Raw genomic sequence first — 21362 nt, forward strand, 5'->3', positions numbered from 1 at the left:
TAAAGTTTATGTTTTGCAAAGCAACAAAGTTGCAAAGTTTTTAATATTATTTAATAATTTGATGACCGTTAGTTTCAGTGTAAGCTTGCTCTTGGTATAAACCTAGTTTTTCCATTACTGGTAAATCGTTGAACGAGAATAAAACTGCATCTTCCGTATCTGAAAGATTTACATGTTCATGATTCATCCAAGATGGAACACAAAAGATATCGCGTTCTTTCCAATCAAAACGTTTTCCGTCAATAATAGAATATCCTTTTCCTTTCGCACATTGGTACACGAATGAACCAGTATGTTTATGTGCTTTTGTATGTTCGCTTGGTCGTAATAATTGAATAGAAGCACCCATAGTTTGCATTACATGTCCACCTGAAAGCGGATTAGAATATTGCATGATAATTCCATCAAAAGGAGAACCTTCGTTTACTTTTGTAGCTTCTAATAATGCAGGATAAACTTTAGACCAAGAATATTTAAAAAGAGGCGAGTAGGGTTTGTCCCAAACAACATCTGCTGGAACAACACCAGCACCTCCATAAGATAAAGGAGAATAATTTATTGGTTTAACCAATGGTTGTGTGCCATTAAAAACAGCATAATCATTCGCTTCTAATGCGTTTATTAATGGAATATCTAATCCATCTTGCCAAATACATGTTTTTCCACTTTCTTCAACGCCATGTTCGTGCCAAGTAGAATTGGGTGTAATTACGAAATCATTGACTTCAAGCATTATTTTATTTCCGTCTACAACGGTATATCCGCCAGAACCTTCCATTATGAAACGTAGGGCAGAAGCTTTGTGTCTGTGAGCAGAAGTAAATTCGCCTGGACGTGTAACTTGAATTCCAGTATATAACCAACCTACAGCAGCTGAAACGTCTTTACGTTTATCGTTTACCAAATACACAACACGTCTACCAGCTTGTTCTGGAGTAACTAATTCAGAAGATTTTAAAACTAAAGGTCGTAAATCATCATATTTCCAAAGCATTGGAATAGAAGAAGGTTTTGGTTCCCAAGGTTCAATATCATTGGCAACTGTCCAAAGTGCACCAGCACCTAAATTTTCTAATTCTTTATAATACGCTTCTAGTTCAGGTGTGGTTTTTACTCGAGCTCTTCCGTATTGATCGTCAGATTGATTTTCGTTCATGATTATCTTTTATTGAATTCTTCGTGACTATTAACAAAGGTAATATTTTTTGTAGGAGCAATATTTACACGTAAATCGAAAATGTCAAAACGATTATAATGTCCTAAAATATCGTGCATTTGCTTTGGTTGTATGCATTTAGCTAAATCAATATCTGCATAAATCATTCCTTCTTCATCAATTAACGGTTCGCCAATTACAGCACCATTTGGACCAATAAACCCAGAAAAAGCAGAGTTTTTTCGTGTTAGTAATTCTTCTACATTGGAAACATCTGGTTTTAATGCATCCATAATTTCTTGAGAAATGGTAGAACAAGAAACTATGGTAAACAATTTTCCTTCAAAAGAATGCGCAGCAGCTCGAATTTTAATAGCTTCCGCCATATTATAATCAGCCGGAGCAACAGGAAGTGAAATATAATTGGCAATATGAATCAATTCACCTTGCGTTAATAAAGTATAACGTGCTAAAGTATTTGTGTTTTCTCCACAAGCTAATGTTCCAATTGGACCAACTTCTGTATCGTACACTTTTAAAGAAGAACCATCTCCAGAAGACCAAGTTAGTTTTTCAGCCCAAGTGGGTACTAATTTTCTATGTTTCCCAATGATAATACCTTTATTGTCAATAATTAAATTGGTATTGTAAATTTCACCGTAACTTTTACCACGTTCGTTAATTCCAATTACAATTTGAATATCATTGTCTTTTGCAGCCAAGCAAAGCCTTTTAATATCTGGACCAGTAATATCAACTGAAGCCTTATACAATTCTTCATACCATTTACTTCCTTGAACTGGTGTCATAATCCAATTCCAATAAGGGTAACCGGCTACAAACACTTCTGGAAAAGCAATAAGTTTTGCTCCATTATTTGCTGCTTCTTTTACAAAAGTAATAGCCTTATCGATTGTTTTTTCAACATTTAAGAAAACAGGTGAAGTTTGTACGGTTGCTGCTTTAAATTTTTTAAATTCCATATTTATTTAATTATGAATTTTTCTATTTTTTGTTTCATTTCTTGATTAAAAGGTTCCGCTTTAATGTTGTTTCTATCTTCAACGAAAGCAACGTTGACCAAAGTAACTTCTCCTTCTAAACAAGTTTTTCCATTTTCATCTTCAAATTGAAAACCGCAAAGTATAGAAGTACCTCCAAGATTCTTAACCCAAAGTTTTTTAGTAAGTATATCACCTAAACGAGCTGCTTTTTTAAATTGTACTTTTAAATCTACCGTTGGAATACCATTAGTTTCATGCATTTTAGAGAAGGGTCTATCTAAGGCTTCTTCAAACCAATCTTCGACTAAACAATTTAGCATTTCTAAAAATCGTGGATAGAAAACAATTCCAGCATAATCTACATGTTGGAATCGTATTTTTTCTTGTTTTATAAAGTAATTACTCATTTTCTTTTAATTTAAATCGTTGAATTTTACCAGTTTCTGTTTTTGGCAAAGATTCTAAAAAGTTAATTATTCTAGGATATTTATAAGGAGCAGCAGTTTCTTTAAACCAATTTTGAATTTCAAGTTTTAACTCATCAGCAGCTTTAGATTTATCTTTTAAAACAATATTTGCACATACTAACATTCCTCTGTTTTCATCTGGAAGACCAACTACAGCACATTCTAAAATATCTTCATGTGTCAAAAGTACAGATTCAACTTCAATTGCTGCAATATTATAGCCTGAAGAAATAATCATGTCATCTCCACGAGCTACAAACCAAAAATAGCCATCATCGTCTTGTTTAAAAATATCACCAGTAATATTCCATCCTTTTTGTACGTATTCTTTTTGTTTTTCTTCTCGATTTAAGTATTTACATCCTGTAATTCCTTTAACAGCAAGTTTTCCAGGAGTATTTCTCAATAATTCTTTGCCTTTATCATCTACTATTTTTGCTTCATAGCCGGTTATTGGTAAACCAGTTGCTCCAGGCTTCATATTTTCTTCGTTTGAAGAAATAAAAATGTGTAATAATTCGGTTGCTCCAATTCCGTCTATGATTTTTAAGCCAGTTGCATTATACCAATCTTCCCAAACAACTAATGGTAGTGTTTCTCCGGCAGAAACACATTTTCTTAAACTAGAAACATTGTATTCATTTAATTTGCTAGTTAAAACACGCCAAGCTGTAGGAGCAGTTAGACAAATAGTTATTTTATAATCTTGAATAGCTTTTAATAATAAATCGGGACTTGGTTTTTCTAATAAAAATGAAGAAGCACCATAATACATGGGAAATAATACTAAACCTCCTAAACCAAAGGTGAAAGCTAATGGTGGACTTCCAATGAATATGTCTTTAGGTGTTGGTTGTAAAGAATAATTTGGAAATGCTTCGCAAATGTTTAAAATATCGCTATGAAAATGTGCTGTCATCTTCGGAATTCCGGTTGTGCCAGAAGTAAATCCAATTAATGCAACATCATCCGATTTTGAGTTATAATTAGTAAAAGAAGTTGGTTTTGAGGCCATTTTATCTTCTAAATCACTATTTCTGTAGAAACTTTTGTGTTTTAAATAATCTGATTCTACTAGATTCATTTCTTCTGCTAAGTCACTATCGCATAAAGCAATTGAAATTTTAGCACAATCTATAATAGTAGTCAATTCTTTGGTACGAAGTAGCGGCATAGTTGCCACGACTATTCCTCCAGCTTTAATTATAGCAAACCAACACGCAACCATCATTGGGTTATTTGCAGAACGTAATAATACACGGTTTCCACTTACTAAACCTAAATCATCCACTAATACATGTGCAATTTGATTGGCTTTTTCATACAAATCATTATAAGTCCATGTTGCTTCGAAAGTTCTAAGACAAACTGCATCACCATTACCGTTTTCAATATGAGAGTCTAACAAACGTTCTACACAATTAAGCATTTCTGGATGCTGAAATTGAGGCAACTCTAGTAAATATTCAGGTTGTAGCTCCTTATTTGGTAAATGTTTATATGTAAAATTATCTTTATACATAATTATTTAATTTCATGACTTTCAGGCTTTAACGCCTTTTTCATTCCTTCTATCATTTTCCTTTCACTTCCTTTTAAAGGATATAAATGGGAAGTTCCTGTAATGTATTGTTTAGGAATATCTTGTGTTCTATAATCTTCGTATGCTTGAGCATTTCTTACAAAATTAGAATCTAGTAATAAAGGTCGACCTAAAGCTACTAAATCAGCTCTTCCGTTAAGGATAATAGTATTTATTTGATCAATATCTTGAATGTACCCTGTTGTAATCGTTGGAATATGAACAGTGTTTCGAACGGCATCAGAAAATGGTGTTTGCCACATTCTTCCCACTTGTGGTTTTTGATGAGAAACCGTATTTCCTGTTGAAACATTGATAATGTCTGCTCCAGCTTCTTTAAAAGCTTCTGCAATTTTAAATACATCTTCCTCTGAAATTCCGTTTTCAGCCCAATCTGTAGCGGATATTCTAACGGACATTGGTTTTTCTTTTGGAAATGTATTTCGCATCGCTTTAAAAACTCGCATAGGGAATTTTAAACGGTTTTCAATATTTCCACCAAATTCATCTGTACGAATATTGGTCAATGGAGATAAGAAAGAAGCTAATAAGAAACCATGATGTGCTTGTAATTCAATCATATCAAAACCAGCTTCATTTGCATTTATGGTTGCTTGAACGAATTGTTCTGTAATGGTATTCATGTCTTCCAAAGTCATTTCTTTTGGAATTGGAGTATTTTCATTAAAAGGAATTGGAGATGCAGAAAGTAAATTCCATTTATCTTTTAAATCTTCAGTTTCCCATGGCTTTTTAGTAGCACCTTTTCGTCCTGAATGACCTACTTGTATTCCTATTTTTGAAGATGAATTTTGATGAATAAAATCAGTTATTCTTTTCCACTCAAGCACTTGATTATTAGAATATATACCTGTACATCCTAAAGTTATTCTTCCAGTTTCTGAAACAGCAGTCATTTCGGTAATTATTAAACCTACACCACCAATCGCTCTATTTCCATAATGCATTAAATGCCAATCATTCACTAGTCCGTTTTCTGCAGAATATTGTCCCATGGCACTCATGACAATTCTATTGGATAATTCTAAATCACGCAGTTTAAATTTTGAAAAAGCAGCGGGTGTATTTTCTTTTTCATTGTTTAACTCGTTGAATTCTTTCAAGACTTTAGCTGGATATGATTTATCCCGAATACTTAAGTTTTCAAAAGTAACTTTTTTAGAACGCGTCATGCAACCAAATGATAGTTGGTAAAATGGATGCTGCATGTGCCTGTCCATGTTTTCAAACCAATCTAATGATACATTTGCAGCATATTGAATCATTTCAACACGATTTCTTCTCGCTTTTTCATAGTTTTCAAAAGCTACAGGAATATTATTTGGATTTTCTACAATAGCATCTGAAAGCGCAATTGCACATTCCATTGCCAATTTAGTTCCAGAACCAATAGAGTAGTGGGCAGTTGCTTTAGCATCTCCTAATAAAACAATATTGTCTTTGTGCCATTTACCGTTTGTAACATGCGGAAATTGACGCCAATGTGATTTATTAGTAATTAAACCATGTCCGTCTAATTCTTCCTTGAATATTTCTTTTAATTTTTGAGTTGTATCTTCTTCATCATAGGTTTCAAAACCAAAGTTTTCCCATGTTTGTGGGCTACATTCAAAAATCCAAGTACTCATTCCTTCCTCGTATTGATAGGTATGTGCTACGAATGAACCTTTTGGAGTAGATCTAAAGAAGTAAGTAAATGCATCTAATGGTTTTGTAGAACCCATCCAAACGAATTTATTTTTCTTCAATTCCACTTTTGTTTCAAAATCTGTCTCAAACTGTGTTCTTATACCGCTTCCAATTCCATCGCAAGCAACAATTAGATCGCTATCTTTAAATTGGCTTAAATCGTCAACATTTGCTTCAAAATGCAAGTTTACACCTTCTTCCTTACAACGTTGGTGAAGCAATTGTAAAAGTGTTTTACGAGAACATCCACAAAAACCGTTTCCAGCAACACTAACAGATTCTCCATCACGAGCTACAACAATATCATCCCAATAAGCAAATTTACTGCGTATAAGTTCATAAGATTGAGTATCACGAGTTAGGAATTCCCCTAAAGTTTCATCAGAAAAAACGACACCAAAGCCAAAACTATCATCTGGTTTGTTTTGTTCGTAAACGTTTATTTCACAATGTGGCATTGCTTTTTTTGTCAATATTGAAAAGTATAAACCTCCTGGACCACCACCAATTACTGTTATCTTCATTTTATATATTTTAAGAACATTGATTTTCAGTTCGCATGAAATCAAATGCTCCTTTACGTAAATTAATATTATATTCTAAATAAGCTTTTAAACATGCTAAGAAGTTAGACCATCCAAAAGAATTTCCAGATAGCCATTTTAAACCTTCTTCATTATTAAGCATGCTTTTCTCAGAAATTGAAACTAGAGTAGTGCTATTTTTTTGTGATTCTAATGAGATTTCGACGAATAATTCTTCTTCGTTTACTTTCCAATAATAAGAAATGTACTTATTGTTTTCAATTTTACCAACACGAATTGGATAATCCATATTAAATTCAGGAAAATTCCAAATTAATTCCTTTCCTTCTTCCATTAACCCAGAACTTTTTGAAATAAAGTAATTGGTCATTTTCTCAGGATTTACAATTGCTTCAAATACAACTTCAATAGGTTTTGAAATTTGTAAAGCAACATTTATTTCTAATCTATCTGTCACCATCTTAATTTCTTTTTATAGAGAATATTTCTCCTATTTTACTATAATTTGATCCTGCTAAACGTGCGACAGGCTTGTATTTATCTAAATTAATTCGATTTCCTTCCATTAAAATTTCATCGTTGATATGCATAGTAATAATTTTACCAATTACAATACAAGCACCACCATTTTTATGGTCTTCTAAGAAATAATGATGCACCATTTGGCATTCAAAATGCACGAAGCTTTCTTTTACTCTTTTTGGTTTGATAAAAACAGAATCAATAGGTGTAAGATTAGCCAATTCAAATTCATCAATTTCAGAATCTACACTTTGCGAAGTCATGTTCATCTGTTCAACAGTTTCTTCTGTTACCAAATTAACAACAAACTGCTTATTTGCGAGTATATTATTTAAAGTGTCTTTGTTTCTATTTCCTGTTCGAACAGTTGAGAACATTAGGTGAGGAGGATCTTCTCCAACAGCATTAAAAAATGAAAAAGGAGCAAGGTTATTAATTCCGTTTTCATCAACAGTTGATACCCAGCCAATTGGTCTTGGAATTATCGTTCCTGTAAGAAGTTTATATAAAACGGACCCTTCAGTTGTTAGGCTATCAAATTGCATTTTTAAGTTTTAATCCTATAAATTAACAAAAAAAATACCATTTAGTTTTTAAAAAATTCGAAAAATTTAGAAGATTACCAATACAAATACTAAATTTACAATTCATAATAAAAAACCACTTTTAAATGAGTTACTATAAAATTCCAAGTTTAGAACAATACTTTAAGCATTATAAAAAATCGGTTCGTGAACCAAAAAAGTTTTGGGATAAAATAGCATTTGAAAATTTTTCTTGGTATCAAAAATGGGATAAAGTTTTTGATTTTGATATGGAGGAAGCTCAATTTAAATGGTTTATTAATGCTAAAGTTAATATTACTAAAAATTGTATTGACAGACATTTAGCCAAAAGAGGAGAAAAAACCGCTATTATATTTGAACCTAATAATCCTGATGAAGATGCACAACATATTACCTATAATGATCTATATGTAAAAGTTGCTAAAATGGCTAATGTTTTGCAAGAACAAGGAATTAAAAAAGGAGATAGAGTTTGTATTTATTTGCCAATGATTCCAGAACTTGCAGTTGCTGTTTTAGCTTGTGCGAGAATTGGGGCAATACATTCAGTAGTTTTCGCAGGTTTTTCAGCTTCGGCATTAACATCTAGAATAAATGATAGTGAATGTAAAATGGTTATTACTTCTGATGGTGGTTTTAGAGGTAATAAAACAATAAACTTAAAGGGAATAGTAGACGAAGCTCTACAAAATTGTACTTGTGTTGAAAGTGTTTTAGTTGTTAAACGTACTAATGAAATAATAACTATGGTAGAAGGTAGAGATATTTATCTTCAACCTTTATTAGATAATGCACTTAGTAATCATGTTGCAGAAATAATGGATGCAGAAGACCCTTTATTTATATTGTATACATCTGGATCTACAGGTAAACCTAAAGGAATGGTACATACAACTGCTGGTTACATGGTTTATACTGCTTATACGTTTAAAAATGTATTCAATTACGAAGAAAATGATGTTTATTGGTGTACTGCTGATATTGGTTGGATAACCGGACATTCTTATATTTTATATGGCCCCCTTTTAAATGGAGCTACAACAGTAATGTTTGAGGGAATTCCATCTTACCCAGATTTTAGTAGATTTTGGCAAGTGATTCAAAAACATAAAATAAATCAATTTTATACAGCACCAACAGCAATTAGAGCATTGGCTAAAGAAAAATTAGACTTTGTTCAAAAGTACAAATTAGACTCCTTAAAAGTTATAGGCTCTGTAGGTGAACCAATAAACGAAGAAGCTTGGCATTGGTATAATGATCATGTAGGAGGTAAGCGTTGTCCACTTGTTGATACTTGGTGGCAAACAGAAACCGGTGGAATTATGATTTCTCCAATTCCATTTATTACTCCTACAAAACCTACTTATGCATCTTTGCCATTACCAGGAATTCAGCCTGCTTTAATGGATGAATTACGTAATGAAATAGAAGGAAATCAAACTACAGGAAGTTTGTGTATTAAATTTCCTTGGCCAAGTATGGCAAGAACTATTTGGGGAGATCACCAACGATATAAAGAAACTTATTTTACTACTTTTCCTGGTAAATATTTCACTGGAGACGGTGCTTTACGTGATGAAGTAGGGTATTATAGAATTACAGGTAGAGTAGATGATGTAGTTATTGTTTCAGGTCATAATTTAGGAACTGCGCCCATTGAAGATGCTATAAATGAACATCCAGCAGTTGCAGAAAGCGCTATTGTAGGTTTTCCACACGATGTGAAAGGAAATGCATTATATGGCTATGTGATTTTAAAAGAATCGGGGGAAAGTAGAGACAGAGAAAATTTAGCAAAAGAAATTAACGAAATGATTTCAAATCAAATTGGACCAATTGCAAAATTAGATAAAATTCAATTTGTAGAAGGATTACCAAAAACGCGTTCGGGTAAAATTATGCGAAGAATTTTACGAAAAATAGCTGAAGGTGATTTTAGCAATTTCGGAGATATTTCTACATTATTGAACCCAGAAATAGTCGATAAAATTAAAGAAGATAAATTATAATATTAAATGACCAACTAGTAGTTTATTTTTGTTAATCGTTCGTTAAATTGAACTTAAATTATTTTCAATATTAAGGTATTAGTTTATTTTTGAGAAAGATCAAAACCCCATAAATGAAAAAATATATTTTACTCTTTTCAGCATTCTTATGCATGTATTCGCCAAATATTGAAGCACAATCAAGAAAAAAGAAAAAAGAGATTGAAGCTGCAGCTTCTAAAGCAAAAGCATTAAAAGATTCGGCAGATAAAAAGTCTGACTCTAAGATTAAACCTTATGATAAAGTAATTACGAATAAAGCAATTTCTAGTGTTGGGCTTTTTAGTACTCATAAAGTCGATGATAATTATTATTTTGAAATTCCTTCTCAACTTCTAAATAAAGAAATGTTATTAGTTAGTAGAATTTCAAAAATACCCGCAGGACTTGGTGGAGGTTATGTTAATGCGGGTTCTTCTGCAAACGAACAACTCATTGTTTGGCAACGTTTTCAAGACAAAATATTAATAAAAGTAAAGTCTTATAATGCAGTTGCCAATGATACTTTACCTATAAGTATTTCTGTAAAATCAAATAATTATGAGCCTACTTTATTTGCATTTGATATTGCAGCCTTTTCAAAAGATTCATCTGCAGTTGTTATTGATGTTACAAAATTTTATAATTCAGATATTAAAGCATTAAGTGGATTATCTTCACCAATGCGAGAAACTTATAAAGTTAAAAATTTAGACGCATCAAGAAGTTTTATTACTTCTGTAAAATCATTTCCCAAGAATATAGAAGTAATTCAAGATTTCACTTACGTTGCTTCAAAACCCAGTACATTAGAAGATTCAGAAAGTATTAGTATTCAAATGAATCAATCTATGATTCTTCTTCCTGAAACACCTATGAAACCTCGTTATTTTGATAGAAGAGTGGGTTGGTTTACTGTAAATCAAGTTGATTATAGTAGTGATGCCTTAAAATCAGATGAAAAGACGTACATACGTCGTTGGCGTTTAGAGCCTAAAGACCCTGAAGCTTATGATAAAGGAGAACTAGTTGAACCTGTTAAGCAAATTGTTTATTATTTAGATCCAGCTACTCCTGAAAAATTAAGAAAATATATAAAAGCTGGAGTAGAAGAATGGCAAAAACCATTTGAAGCTGCAGGTTTTAAAAATGCTATCATTTGTAAAGATGCTCCAACCAAAGAAGAGGATCCTGATTTTAGTCCAGAAGATATTCGTTACTCTGTAATTCGTTATGTTGCAAGTACAACAAGAAATGCTGTTGGACCAAGTGTTTCTGATCCAAGAACTGGAGAAATTATTGAAAGTGACATAATTTGGTATCATAATCATTTACGTTCTTATCGTAATCGTTATCTTTTAGAAACAGGTGCTGCAAATCCTGATGCTCGTACTTTAGAGACAAGTGATGAAGCTATGGGAGAAATGATGCAAATGGTTATTGCTCACGAAGTAGGACACGCTCTCGGTTTTCCACATAATATGGGTGCAAGTTGTGCTTATGATGTAGAAAATTATAGAAAAGCACCCTTCACGAAACAATTTGGAATATCTTCTAGTATAATGGATTATGCTCGTTACAATTATATTGCACAACCTGGAGATAAGGGTGTTCGTTATATTAGACAAATGGGTCCATATGATTATTATGCTGTTAATTGGGGATATCGTGTTATACCACAAGCTACAACTCCTGAAAGTGAAAAAGTAATTTTAGATAAATTAATTATTGAAAAAGCAAACGATCCTTTATACCGATTTGGTAATCAAGGAAGTCGATTTGATCCTCGTTCGCAAACTGAAGATATAGGTAATAATTCACTATTAGCAAGTAGTTATGCATTAAAAAATTTAAAAATTGTAGCTCAAAATTTGCCTATTTGGACAAGTGACAAAACAAATAATTATGACGATTTAGAAGAGTTGTATGGTGAGTTATTAAGTACATGGAGTCGTTATATTGGTCATGTTGTAACTAATGTTGGAGGAGTTTATGAAGACTATAAAAATCCAAACCAAGACGGAGTAGTATATTCTGTTGTTGCTAAAGAAAAACAAAAAGCTGCTTTAATTTGGTTACATGAAAATGCTTTTAATACTCCAACATGGATAGTCGATAAAAAAATCCTTCAAAATATAAATCATACAGGATATATTGAAAAATTCAGTAGCCAACAAGTTCGTCATTTAAATTCATTATTAAGTTTAGACAGAATTGGACGTTTATTAGATGGTGAATTACTAAATTCAAATAATTATACACTATTAGCTTTTTTATCCGATCTACGCAATGGAATTTGGAAAGAAACAAATACAAATGAAAAAGTAACTGTTTTTAGAAGAAACTTACAACGAGCATATATTGAAAGAATGGAGTATTTAATGAAAGAAGAATTTAAAAACAATTCTTCTGGATTTGCATATAATGTTTCTCAATCTGACGTTAGAGCTGTAGTTAGAGGTGAATTAACGGCTTTAAAAAACACCTTAAATTCTGCTAAAGCTAACTCCAGTTCAACTGTTTCTAAATATCATTATGATGACTGTTTGTATAGGATTAATGCTGTTTTAGACCCAAAATAGGTTTAATATTCAATTTTAATAAAAAAACTGTTTCAGTAATGAAGCAGTTTTTTTATTAAACAAGTGTTATAATTAGTTTTTAGTAAATAATTTTAGTAAAATAATTCATACATTAGTAAATGAATTTAACTAATGAAGTTTCTATTGTTGGTGGTGGTTTATCTGGATTAGTAGCTGCTATTGATTTATTAAATAGAAATTTTGGTGATATATCTACATTATTAAATCCTGAGTGAGTTGAAGAAATTAAAGTAGGAAAACTGTAATTTCTAAGTAAGATATTCGGATTTTTTTTCAGAGTCACTTTTAGTTGTCGCTTGAATTGCAAATAAATAAATCAGCACAAACCCAGCAAAATGTAAAACTCTAGAAATTTGGTTTAATAAAAAATTGTCTAAATAATATTCCACAACTGCAATCAAAATGTCTGAAAGAAAAATTGAAATAACTCCAAAAAAATACAAATAAGCCTTCTTTTTATCACTTTTACTTAAATAAGTTACAGCCGTAATCACCAAAAGGATAGAAGATGACGCGTTGAAAAATATAATTATATTCAAAAACAAATCATCTATTGCTGTTATTAATATATATAAGATTATAGAAATAAGAAAAATATTTAAAATTAACACAAGTAATGTGAAACCTAATGGAACATAGCTGTCGCTTTTTTTAACATACCTTATTGCTAAATTTATTAAAGCTAAATAACTAAAAAAAGAAAATAATAAGGATAGTCTGTAAAAAATTATATTTTCAATATAAAAAAGCAAGAGAAACTCACTCACAAAAAAGAAGAACACAAATAAATAATAATTTATAGAAAGCTTTTTAAAATTAGAAACCATCGCATAAACCATAAAAGTTGGAATTATGAAAGGTTTTATATAAATTAAATATTTTGGATTATAAAACATATCTGCACCAAAATATACTATCAAAATAGCGATCGGTACAAATAATATTATTTTTTTATAATTCATTTTCTACTAATGTAATGGCTAATATATTAATATATTTTAATAAAATTCTTTTTGTTTTTAAATTATTCATAAAAGGTGAGTAGAGTGTTTTTATAAGCTTGATCTTTTAGTAATTATGGGAGTCATTTCATAATTAGATATTTGAGCATTAGTAAGAGTACAATTAATTCAATTTTAGATTCTAAATAGGTTTTTTATTAAACAAGTATTATAATTAGTTTTTAGTAAATAATTTTAGTAAAATAATTCATACATTAGTAAAATGAATTTAACTAATGAAGTTTCTATTATTGGTGGTGGTTTATCTGGATTAGTAGCTGCTATTGATTTATTAAATAGAAATTTTGATGTTATAGTTTTTGAAAAAAATGAATACCCAAAACACAAAGTTTGTGGTGAATTCATTTCTAACGAAGTTTTGCCTTATTTAAAAGAATTAGGATTAAACATTGAGTTTCTTCAGCCAACTCATATCTATAAAACCCAATTGTCAACTCATTCAGGAAAAACTATTAACGCAGAATTACCTTTAGGTGGCTTTGGTTTAAGTCGCTATATTTTAGATAATTACTTATATGAAAAAGTAATAGCGTTAGGAGGAAAGGTTGTGAAAAACACAGTTACTTCAATTAATTTTTCAGATAATATTTTCACTATTTCAACGCAATCAAATGAAGTATTTACTTCTAAAATTGTTTTAGCAGCTTTTGGAAAACGATCTAATCTAGACATTGAGTTAAAACGCAAATTCATTAAACAAAAATCACCTTGGTTAGCCGTTAAAGCACATTATTATGGAAATTTCCCAAATGATCTAGTCGGTTTACATAATTTTAAAGGTGGTTATTGTGGTGTTTCAAAAATTGAAAATGATATTATTAATATTTGTTATTTAGTTCAATTTGAATCTTTTAAAGAGTATAAAAACATAAATGATTTTCAAGAAAATGTGATGTATAAAAACAAAAATCTTGAATTAATTTTTAAAGACAGTAAAATGCTTTTTGAAAAGCCATTAACTATAAGTCAAATTTCGTTTGAAGACAAACCTAAAATTGAAAACCATATCTTAATGCTTGGTGATGCAGCGGGTTTAATCCATCCTTTGTGCGGAAACGGAATGGCAATGGCTATTCATAGTGCCAAAATTTCAAGTATTTTGGTTGCTGATTTCCTTCAAAATAAGATTTCAAGAGCAACTATGGAGTCGTGTTATATTTCTATTTGGAACAAAAATTTTAAAAAAAGACTTCAATTCGGAAAATTCTTATCTAAACTCTTATTGAATTCGTATCTTTCTAAAATAACAATGAAGTTTTTGTTATTGTTCCCTTTTTTGTTACCAATTATTATTAAAAAAACGCACGGAAAACCTTTGTAATGGCAATCAATACCAAATATAGAACAGAAGAGGAAGAAATCATGGATGATTTCACATTAGGAGGTGAAGAACTTAGAGAAGCTCTTGACAAGATTGCTTCTATAAATCAGTTTTTAGGAGGGAACAAATTAACTTTACAAGGAGTAAAAAAGTTAATCAAATCAAAGAATGAAATAACAATCGTAGACGTAGGTTGTGGAAATGGTGATATGTTAAGAGCTTTAGCTGATTTTGGAATAAAAAACAATTTTAAATTCAATTTAATTGGAATTGACGCCAATACTTTTACTATTAATTATGCTATTAAACTTTCAAAAGAATATCCAAATATTAGTTATAAATGTGAAGATATTTTTAGTGAAGTTTTTAGTCAATTAGAATATGATATTGTTTTGTGTACCTTAACGTTACATCATTTTAAAAATAACCAAATTGATTATTTAATCCAACTCTTTAATAAGCAATCAAAAATTGGAATAGTAATAAATGATTTGCATCGAAATATAATTGCTTACAGAGCTTTTCAAGTTATTTGCTTTGTTTTTAGATTGAATAGAATGTCAAGAGAAGATGGTTTAGTTTCTATTTTAAGAGGTTTTAAAAAACAAGAATTAATTGAATTTTCAGAAAGAAATAAATTAAAAAATTATTTTATTCAATGGAAATGGGCATTTCGTTACCAATGGATAATTAAAAAATAAAATAAATGGCAGTTAAAATAATTAATGTTGCTACTCAATTACCTGAATTCTCTAGAGAAACTGTGGATATTCTACCTTTTCTAGACATTTGGTTAGCCAACCAAGACGATCGTTTTAAACGAAAAGTCAAGAAAATTTTTGAAGGAGCAAACGTAGATAAACGTTATTCTATAATGGATCCAGAAGAAGTATTTTCTTTACATTCTTTTGAAGAACGAAATGCTGTTTATGCACGTGAAATGATTGTTTTAGGCGAAAAAGTACTTAGAAAAGCATTAGATAAAGCCAATTGGCAACCAGAAACTATTGATTTTATCATCACTGTTAGTTGTACAGGAATTATGATTCCGTCTTTAGATGCTTATTTAATTAATAAATTAAATCTTCGTCAAGATGTGGTTCGTTTGCCAGTAACCGAAATGGGTTGTGTTGGTGGAGTTTCCGGAATAATTTATGCCAAAAACTTTCTAAAAGCAAATCCAAACAAAAGAGCTGTTGTAATTACCGTGGAAAGTCCAACTGCAACGTTTCAATTAGATGATTATTCGATGGCAAACATTGTTAGTGCTGCTATTTTTGGTGATGGTGCTGCTTGTGTTTTATTATCTTCTCATGATAATGAAGTTGGGCCAACAATAGTAGATGAATCGATGTATCATTTCTACGACAAAGAAAATATGATGGGTTTTGAATTGACGAATAAAGGATTAAAAATGATTCTAGATATTGAAGTTCCTGACACCATTGAAGAACATTTCCCGGCGATAATTCACCCTTTTTTAGAAAGAAATCAATTGGAAATAAAAGATATAGATCATTTGATTTTTCATCCAGGTGGAAAAAAAATTGTTAACTTAGTTGAAAGTTTATTTTCTGATTTAGGAAAAAATATAGATGACACAAAAGAAGTACTACGTTTATATGGTAATATGTCTAGCGCAACTGTTTTATTTGTTTTAGAACGAATTATGAACAATAAGCCAAAAGCTGGTGATAAAGGAGTAATGTTGAGTTTTGGTCCAGGTTTTACAGCACAACGTGTTTTATTAGAATGGTAAAATGACAAAACAAGAAATCATATTAAAATTGCCATATTCTAAACCTTTTCTATTTGTAGATGAAATTTTGTCAATCGATGAAAATAGAGTAGAAGGTATATTTACTTTTAATGAAAAATTAGATTTTTACAAAGGTCATTTTAAAGACAACCCAATTACACCAGGTGTTATTTTAACTGAAACAATGGCTCAAATAGGTTTAGTTAGTTTAGGAATTTATTTGAATGAAGGAAAAGAGGTTAAAAATATAGGATTTACTTCTTCTGAGGTTGAGTTTCTGAAACCTGTATATCCAAATGAAAAAGTAACAGTTATTTCAGAAAAAATATATTACCGATTTGGAAAACTTAAATGTAAAGTCAAAATGCTAAATGATAAGAATGAAGAAGTTTGTAGAGGAACTTTAGCAGGAATGATTCTTTAAAAGAATAAAAGATTTATAGGTTTAAAAAGTATTGTAAATATTTAATTGAATTTTGAAAAAAAGAGTCGTCATAACAGGGTTAGGAATTGTTGCTCCAAATGGAGTAGGACTTGAAGCGTTTACAAATGCCATAAAAAAAGGAGTTTCAGGAATTAAGTTTGATGCTGAATTAGAACGATTAAAATTCTCTTGTCAAATTTCAGGAACACCTATTATTTCAGACGAACTAAAAAGTCAGCACTTTACAGATTTAGAATTAAGAAATTTTAATTCAACCGGTATTTTATATGGTGTTATTGCTGGTTTAGATGCTTGGAAAGATGCTGGATTATCAATCGATAATAACGAAAATCCTGATTGGGAAAGTGGAACAATTTTTGGCACAGGAACATCCGGAATTGATAAATTTAGAGAATCTATTTATAAAATTGATGATTTTCAAACCAGAAGATTAGGAAGCACAGCAGTTGCTCAAACCATGAACAGTGGAATTTCTGCATATTTAGGAGGAAAATTAGGTTTAGGAAATCAAGTTACAACCAATTCATCAGCTTGTACAACAGGAACCGAAAGCATTTTAATGGGTTTTGAACGAATCCAACAAGGAAAAGCCAAAAGAATGTTAGTGGGAAGCACAAGCGATTCTGGACCCTACATTTGGGGCGGATTTGATGCAATGAAAGTTTGTACCTTCAAACACAATGATTCACCAGAAAAAGGTTCAAGACCAATGAGTACAAGTGCTTCAGGATTTGTACCAAGCAGTGGAGCAGGAGCTTTAGTTATTGAAGATTTAGAATCAGCTTTAGCTAGAGGAGCTCGAATTTATGCTGAAATTTTAGGTGGAAATATAAATTCTGGAGGACAAAGAGGTGAAGGAACAATGACCGCTCCAAATTCGGTTGCTGTTCAAAAATGTATTACCGATGCTTTGATAGATGCAAATGTAAATTCAAACGAAATTGATGCTATAAACGGACATTTAACTGCAACATCAAAAGATGCTTTAGAAATTAAAAATTGGAGCGAAGCTTTAGGTCGAAAAGGAACTGATTTTCCTTATATAAATTCATTAAAATCAATGGTTGGGCATTGTTTATCTGGTGCAGGAAGTGTTGAATCAGTTGCAACGGTACTTCAAATATATAATAATTTCATTTTCCCAAACATAAATTGTGAAGATTTAAATGAGGTAATAAAAGATATAATTTCGGAAGAAAAAATTCCACAACAACTAATAAATAAAAAACTAAATATCGTTGCAAAAGCTAGTTTTGGTTTTGGTGATGTGAATGGATGTATTATTTTTAAAAAGTATTAAAATCAAGAAAAGAAACATGAATAAAGAAGAAATTATTGAAAAACTAAAACCAATTGTGAAACCATTTGTTAATGATGAAGTTGCTTTTAATTCCATAAACGAAAAAACACATTTTATAACAGATTTGAATATTAATTCAGCTAATTTAGTAGATATTGTTCTAGATGTTGAAGAAGCATTTGCTATAGAAATAGATAATGAATCCATGGAAAAAATGTTGGATTTAGAAAACACTATTTCTATAATTCAAACCAAATTAGCTGCAAAATGATTGGAAACGATGTTGTAGATTTAGTTTTAGCCAAAAAAGAAAGCAATTGGAAACGAAAAGGGTTTCTAAATAAACTATTTACATCATTTGAACAAGAATTAATTTTTAATGCTACAAATCAAGACGAAATGGTTTGGATGCTTTGGAGTATCAAGGAAAGTGTTTACAAGGCTTATCAGAGAATTTATTATAATGAAGGTTTTTATCCCATCAAAATAGAAGTAATACAAATAAATTCCAAAAATGAATCCATTATTAAGTTATTTGACAGTGTATTTTACGGAAAAACTACTATTGACAAGGATTTTATAAAGACAATTGTAGTATTAAATAAATCAGATTTTAATCAGATTCAATATTTAAATACTTCAAATTATATAAAAAACGAAAAAGGTCTACCAATAGAGTTACATTCAAAAAAACCAATTTCTATAAGTCATCATGGAAGAATTAGAGAAATAGTTGGATTCTTTTAATTTATTTTAAATCTTTAACTTCTTCTTCAATTTTAAAAAGAGTAGTGCAATTATGAAAGCATCACCAGATGCTGTATGGCGGCCATTTTTTTTAATTTTGTAAAGTTTGCATAGTTCGTCTAAACTTATAGTTTCATCAGAAATTTCATCAATAAATTTTTGATGCATTAAACCAATATCCATATATTGATTTTTGATTGTTCCAAGGTTTAGTCTATTCAAAGATTCATTAATCATTTCAATATCGAAATTAATATTATGACCAACAAGAATTGCATTTTCAACAAATTTTAAAAAACGTATAATAGCTTCAGCTTCAACAAATTTTTCTTCATTTCCTTCTTTTAAAATCCCATGGAATTCTACAGAATCTGATTTAAAAATGTCTTGTTGAAGAAAAATTTCTATAAAATTATTTACGATAACTTGATTGTTCTCAATTGCTACAGCTCCAATTGATAATATTCTATCCGTTTCTAAATTTAAGCCAGTTGTTTCACAATCGAAAACAATATATTTTGTTTCATCATTTAATGGAGTTTCAAATGATGAAATATAATTTTCCCAAAATTTCGGATTTTCTTTCGAAAAAGTTTTAAACCAATCCCAATTCATATTATGTAAAGTAAGTTAATTGAAATTTATTCTTTATAATATCCTGAACTTCATTAATAGGGGCAAAAGTATTTTTTAGTTTTAATTTATCTAATTTTGAAAGTTCATTTAAATCTAAATACCTTCCGTCGCTACTGTTTTTAAGACCTTCTTCTGTTCTAAATTTTAATAAAATTAAAAATGCTTCTGCACAAGCTTCATAAATAATTGCATTTTTTGAATCTAGTTCAGCAAGTTTTAAAAATCGGTTGGCTGTATTATTAATATTTCTTACATTATAACTTATAGTAAGTAAACGAGCAGCGTCAACGAGAGATAGTATTGCTCTACTTTTAATATCGAACGTATCTTTGTGTTCACCATCACTTTCTACTAAAAATTGTCTAAAAAAGCCTAAAGGTGGAGGGTTTTTTAAAGCGTCTGTACCTAAAAAGGCAAAGAAAATTTGATTATCACTAGATTCTTTAAAAATTGTTTCAGTTAGTGCATCAATTAACTTTACGTCTCCATAAACAAAGTCATAATCAAAAAAGATAGTATTTATAAGTATCCCTTTATCACCAGGTGTATTAATCCAACCTTTGAATTGACTTTTCCAGTCGGTTAATGATTTACACCACATAGAGTTATTAGCCATCATTTGGGCTTCACAATAACTATATCCTATTTTATTAAGTTTTTTAGTAACTTTTTCACCAATTTCAAGAAAATATTTTTTTACATCATCATATTTATCATCAGAAACATCTTCAAAAACTAAAGCATTGTCTTGATCAGTCAGTAATAACTGTTCTTTTCGTCCTTGACTACCAATATTTATCCAAGCAAAACGGGCTGGAGGAGGAGTTTCCATTTTTTCAATAGAAAGTTCGATTGCTTTTCGAGTAATTGCAATATTAATTTCTGCAACGATAGAGCTAATATGATTTATTGGGATATTTTTATCAATAGAGTTCTGAATTAAATCAATTACTTTCTCCCTTATAACCTTCAGTTCATATACTTTTTTAGCCCTTTTTGCTTCTTTCAATAAAACTCCTGGGTTATTTGCTTGTGCTACAACAATATCATGCTCAGATATAATTCCAGTAATTTCAGAATGAACAGTTCCATCTTTAGTTACACATAAATGACCTACATTATACTTTAGCATCATTATTTGAGCTTCTGCAATTGATAAATTCTCCGAAACTGTAATTACAGGCGATGACATGATTTTATCGATTGAAACATCAATAGAATGAAGCCCCGTAGCAATTTTAGAACGTAAGTCTTTATCGGTAACAATACCTATTGGTAAGCGATTTTCTTGAATAATAATACTACCAATTTTTCTACTAGACATTGTTTGAGCTACAAATTTAACAATATCATTTGGTGAAGCTGTAATAGGGTTTAAAGTATATTTTATTGGTTGAAAATGCTGAATTTCTGTTGTACTTTCATCATGAATAATGTTTTCAGAAAGTAATTTACCTTTATGACTTTTATCATAAGGATTTCTAGTATTTGAAGCAAAACTTTGTAAAACAAAATTCAATACAGATACATTACTCGCTACAATAGGTTTAAAAATTTCAATTGGAATTGCATACAAAATTGATTCTTCTCGAGCTTTTGCAGTCATTAAGTAATTATCCTTAGCAAAAAATGGGCGTAAACCTAAAATATCTCCTTCATCACATTTATCAATTAAAATTTCATCTGAATCAGATGTTAATGATAAACCAACAGCACCATTAGCAACTACATAAAAACAATCATGAGTTGAATCGTTTATTTTAAACAGAACTTCCTTTTTTTCTAAATATATAACTCTAGCATTTTTGGCAATATTTAATAAATCAACATATTCAATACTTGAAAAAGGATGAAACTGTTTTAAAAAATCGGTTATTCGTTCAGCAATAGGGTTTTTCATAGGTAAATAAATATAGTACGAAATTACGATTTCTTTTTTAGATAACT

At 30.3% G+C, this 21362-nt stretch carries 19 protein-coding genes; 9 read left to right on the top strand and 10 right to left on the bottom strand.

The window, feature by feature from the left end; translation table 11 throughout:
* Window positions 1-46: 46 nt before the first annotated feature.
* From UXY25_RS04285 to UXY25_RS04315, 7 genes are read right to left on the bottom strand one after another with little or no spacing between them, the layout of a single operon-like run.
* Window positions 47-1156, bottom strand: coding sequence for a cupin domain-containing protein (locus UXY25_RS04285; RefSeq protein ID WP_320814767.1), 1110 nt, complete (start codon window positions 1154-1156; stop codon window positions 47-49).
* Between the two features lie 2 nt (window positions 1157-1158).
* Entirely contained in the window at window positions 1159-2139 is a 981-nt protein-coding gene (locus UXY25_RS04290; protein WP_320814768.1) for a carbon-nitrogen hydrolase family protein, read from the bottom strand.
* A 2-nt stretch (window positions 2140-2141) separates the two neighbouring features.
* Window positions 2142-2567 carry a thioesterase family protein gene (locus UXY25_RS04295; protein WP_320814769.1) on the bottom strand — a complete coding sequence of 142 codons (426 nt, stop codon included), beginning with the start codon at window positions 2565-2567 and terminating at the stop codon, window positions 2142-2144.
* On the bottom strand, window positions 2560-4149 hold the full coding sequence (locus tag UXY25_RS04300) for an AMP-binding protein (RefSeq protein WP_320814770.1): 1590 nt from the start codon (window positions 4147-4149) through the stop codon (window positions 2560-2562). Before UXY25_RS04300 ends, UXY25_RS04295 begins: the two co-directional genes overlap by 8 nt.
* Before the next feature lie 2 nt (window positions 4150-4151).
* Window positions 4152-6443: an FAD-dependent monooxygenase gene (locus UXY25_RS04305; RefSeq protein ID WP_320814771.1), complete on the bottom strand. Its 2292-nt coding sequence runs from the start codon at window positions 6441-6443 to the stop codon at window positions 4152-4154.
* A 10-nt stretch (window positions 6444-6453) separates the two neighbouring features.
* Complete coding sequence (locus tag UXY25_RS04310; protein ID WP_320814772.1) at window positions 6454-6924, bottom strand: SRPBCC domain-containing protein; 471 nt, start codon at window positions 6922-6924, stop codon at window positions 6454-6456.
* 1 nt (window position 6925) lies between these two features.
* Window positions 6926-7531, bottom strand: coding sequence for a flavin reductase family protein (locus tag UXY25_RS04315; RefSeq protein ID WP_320814773.1), 606 nt, complete (start codon window positions 7529-7531; stop codon window positions 6926-6928).
* A gap of 125 nt (window positions 7532-7656) precedes the next feature.
* Here UXY25_RS04315 and acs point away from each other — a divergent pair, with 125 nt between their 5' ends.
* Together acs and UXY25_RS04325 are read left to right on the top strand one after the other, a co-directional pair.
* The gene (acs, locus tag UXY25_RS04320; protein ID WP_320814774.1) at window positions 7657-9564 is read left to right on the top strand and encodes an acetate--CoA ligase; all 1908 of its coding nucleotides are present in this window, start codon (window positions 7657-7659) and stop codon (window positions 9562-9564) included.
* A gap of 113 nt (window positions 9565-9677) precedes the next feature.
* Entirely contained in the window at window positions 9678-12164 is a 2487-nt protein-coding gene (locus tag UXY25_RS04325; protein ID WP_320814775.1) for a zinc-dependent metalloprotease, read from the top strand.
* Between the two features lie 269 nt (window positions 12165-12433).
* Here the strand turns inward: UXY25_RS04325 and UXY25_RS04330 are convergent, their stop codons facing one another.
* A complete protein-coding gene (locus UXY25_RS04330) occupies window positions 12434-13147 on the bottom strand; it encodes a hypothetical protein (RefSeq protein ID WP_320814776.1) in 714 nt (237 codons plus the stop codon).
* A 262-nt stretch (window positions 13148-13409) separates the two neighbouring features.
* Here UXY25_RS04330 and UXY25_RS04335 point away from each other — a divergent pair, with 262 nt between their 5' ends.
* From UXY25_RS04335 to UXY25_RS04365, 7 genes are read left to right on the top strand one after another with little or no spacing between them, the layout of a single operon-like run.
* Entirely contained in the window at window positions 13410-14528 is a 1119-nt protein-coding gene (locus tag UXY25_RS04335; protein ID WP_320814777.1) for an NAD(P)/FAD-dependent oxidoreductase, read from the top strand.
* The gene (locus UXY25_RS04340) at window positions 14528-15229 is read left to right on the top strand and encodes a methyltransferase domain-containing protein (RefSeq protein WP_320814778.1); all 702 of its coding nucleotides are present in this window, start codon (window positions 14528-14530) and stop codon (window positions 15227-15229) included. Before UXY25_RS04335 ends, UXY25_RS04340 begins: the two co-directional genes overlap by 1 nt.
* Window positions 15230-15234: 5 nt before the next feature.
* On the top strand, window positions 15235-16287 hold the full coding sequence (locus tag UXY25_RS04345) for a type III polyketide synthase (protein ID WP_320814779.1): 1053 nt from the start codon (window positions 15235-15237) through the stop codon (window positions 16285-16287).
* A 1-nt stretch (window position 16288) separates the two neighbouring features.
* Window positions 16289-16711: a hydroxymyristoyl-ACP dehydratase gene (locus tag UXY25_RS04350; RefSeq protein WP_320814780.1), complete on the top strand. Its 423-nt coding sequence runs from the start codon at window positions 16289-16291 to the stop codon at window positions 16709-16711.
* Between the two features lie 52 nt (window positions 16712-16763).
* Window positions 16764-18032 (top strand): beta-ketoacyl-[acyl-carrier-protein] synthase family protein, encoded by a 1269-nt coding sequence (locus UXY25_RS04355; protein ID WP_320814781.1) that lies wholly within the window; start codon window positions 16764-16766, stop codon window positions 18030-18032.
* A gap of 16 nt (window positions 18033-18048) precedes the next feature.
* On the top strand, window positions 18049-18303 hold the full coding sequence (locus UXY25_RS04360) for an acyl carrier protein (RefSeq protein ID WP_320814782.1): 255 nt from the start codon (window positions 18049-18051) through the stop codon (window positions 18301-18303).
* Window positions 18300-18779 carry a 4'-phosphopantetheinyl transferase superfamily protein gene (locus UXY25_RS04365; RefSeq protein WP_320814783.1) on the top strand — a complete coding sequence of 160 codons (480 nt, stop codon included), beginning with the start codon at window positions 18300-18302 and terminating at the stop codon, window positions 18777-18779. The genes UXY25_RS04360 and UXY25_RS04365 overlap by 4 nt, the downstream gene beginning before the upstream one ends.
* Before the next feature lie 6 nt (window positions 18780-18785).
* Here the strand turns inward: UXY25_RS04365 and UXY25_RS04370 are convergent, their stop codons facing one another.
* Window positions 18786-19394 carry a 3'-5' exonuclease gene (locus UXY25_RS04370; RefSeq protein WP_320814784.1) on the bottom strand — a complete coding sequence of 203 codons (609 nt, stop codon included), beginning with the start codon at window positions 19392-19394 and terminating at the stop codon, window positions 18786-18788.
* 1 nt (window position 19395) lies between these two features.
* Window positions 19396-21315: a DUF294 nucleotidyltransferase-like domain-containing protein gene (locus tag UXY25_RS04375; RefSeq protein WP_320814785.1), complete on the bottom strand. Its 1920-nt coding sequence runs from the start codon at window positions 21313-21315 to the stop codon at window positions 19396-19398.
* Window positions 21316-21362: the final 47 nt, after the last annotated feature.

This window comes from Flavobacterium sp., assembly GCF_034111225.1.
In the GTDB taxonomy this organism is placed as follows: Bacteria; Bacteroidota; Bacteroidia; order Flavobacteriales; family Flavobacteriaceae; genus Flavobacterium.

Excerpts from the sequence above, each read along its gene's own strand:
- acs (WP_320814774.1), top strand. The coding sequence starts at position 7,657 with ATGAGTTACTATAAAATTCCAAGTTTAGAACAATACTTTAAGCATTAT.
- UXY25_RS04315 (WP_320814773.1), bottom strand. The coding sequence starts at position 7,531 with ATGCAATTTGATAGCCTAACAACTGAAGGGTCCGTTTTATATAAACTT.
- UXY25_RS04350 (WP_320814780.1), top strand. The coding sequence starts at position 16,289 with ATGACAAAACAAGAAATCATATTAAAATTGCCATATTCTAAACCTTTT.
- UXY25_RS04300 (WP_320814770.1), bottom strand. The coding sequence starts at position 4,149 with ATGTATAAAGATAATTTTACATATAAACATTTACCAAATAAGGAGCTA.
- UXY25_RS04335 (WP_320814777.1), top strand. The coding sequence starts at position 13,410 with ATGAATTTAACTAATGAAGTTTCTATTATTGGTGGTGGTTTATCTGGA.
- UXY25_RS04345 (WP_320814779.1), top strand. The coding sequence starts at position 15,235 with ATGGCAGTTAAAATAATTAATGTTGCTACTCAATTACCTGAATTCTCT.
- UXY25_RS04360 (WP_320814782.1), top strand. The coding sequence starts at position 18,049 with ATGAATAAAGAAGAAATTATTGAAAAACTAAAACCAATTGTGAAACCA.
- UXY25_RS04370 (WP_320814784.1), bottom strand. The coding sequence starts at position 19,394 with ATGAATTGGGATTGGTTTAAAACTTTTTCGAAAGAAAATCCGAAATTT.
- UXY25_RS04325 (WP_320814775.1), top strand. The coding sequence starts at position 9,678 with ATGAAAAAATATATTTTACTCTTTTCAGCATTCTTATGCATGTATTCG.
- UXY25_RS04330 (WP_320814776.1), bottom strand. The coding sequence starts at position 13,147 with ATGAATTATAAAAAAATAATATTATTTGTACCGATCGCTATTTTGATA.
- UXY25_RS04340 (WP_320814778.1), top strand. The coding sequence starts at position 14,528 with ATGGCAATCAATACCAAATATAGAACAGAAGAGGAAGAAATCATGGAT.
- UXY25_RS04310 (WP_320814772.1), bottom strand. The coding sequence starts at position 6,924 with ATGGTGACAGATAGATTAGAAATAAATGTTGCTTTACAAATTTCAAAA.
- UXY25_RS04305 (WP_320814771.1), bottom strand. The coding sequence starts at position 6,443 with ATGAAGATAACAGTAATTGGTGGTGGTCCAGGAGGTTTATACTTTTCA.
- UXY25_RS04295 (WP_320814769.1), bottom strand. The coding sequence starts at position 2,567 with ATGAGTAATTACTTTATAAAACAAGAAAAAATACGATTCCAACATGTA.
- UXY25_RS04365 (WP_320814783.1), top strand. The coding sequence starts at position 18,300 with ATGATTGGAAACGATGTTGTAGATTTAGTTTTAGCCAAAAAAGAAAGC.
- UXY25_RS04285 (WP_320814767.1), bottom strand. The coding sequence starts at position 1,156 with ATGAACGAAAATCAATCTGACGATCAATACGGAAGAGCTCGAGTAAAA.
- UXY25_RS04290 (WP_320814768.1), bottom strand. The coding sequence starts at position 2,139 with ATGGAATTTAAAAAATTTAAAGCAGCAACCGTACAAACTTCACCTGTT.
- UXY25_RS04375 (WP_320814785.1), bottom strand. The coding sequence starts at position 21,315 with ATGAAAAACCCTATTGCTGAACGAATAACCGATTTTTTAAAACAGTTT.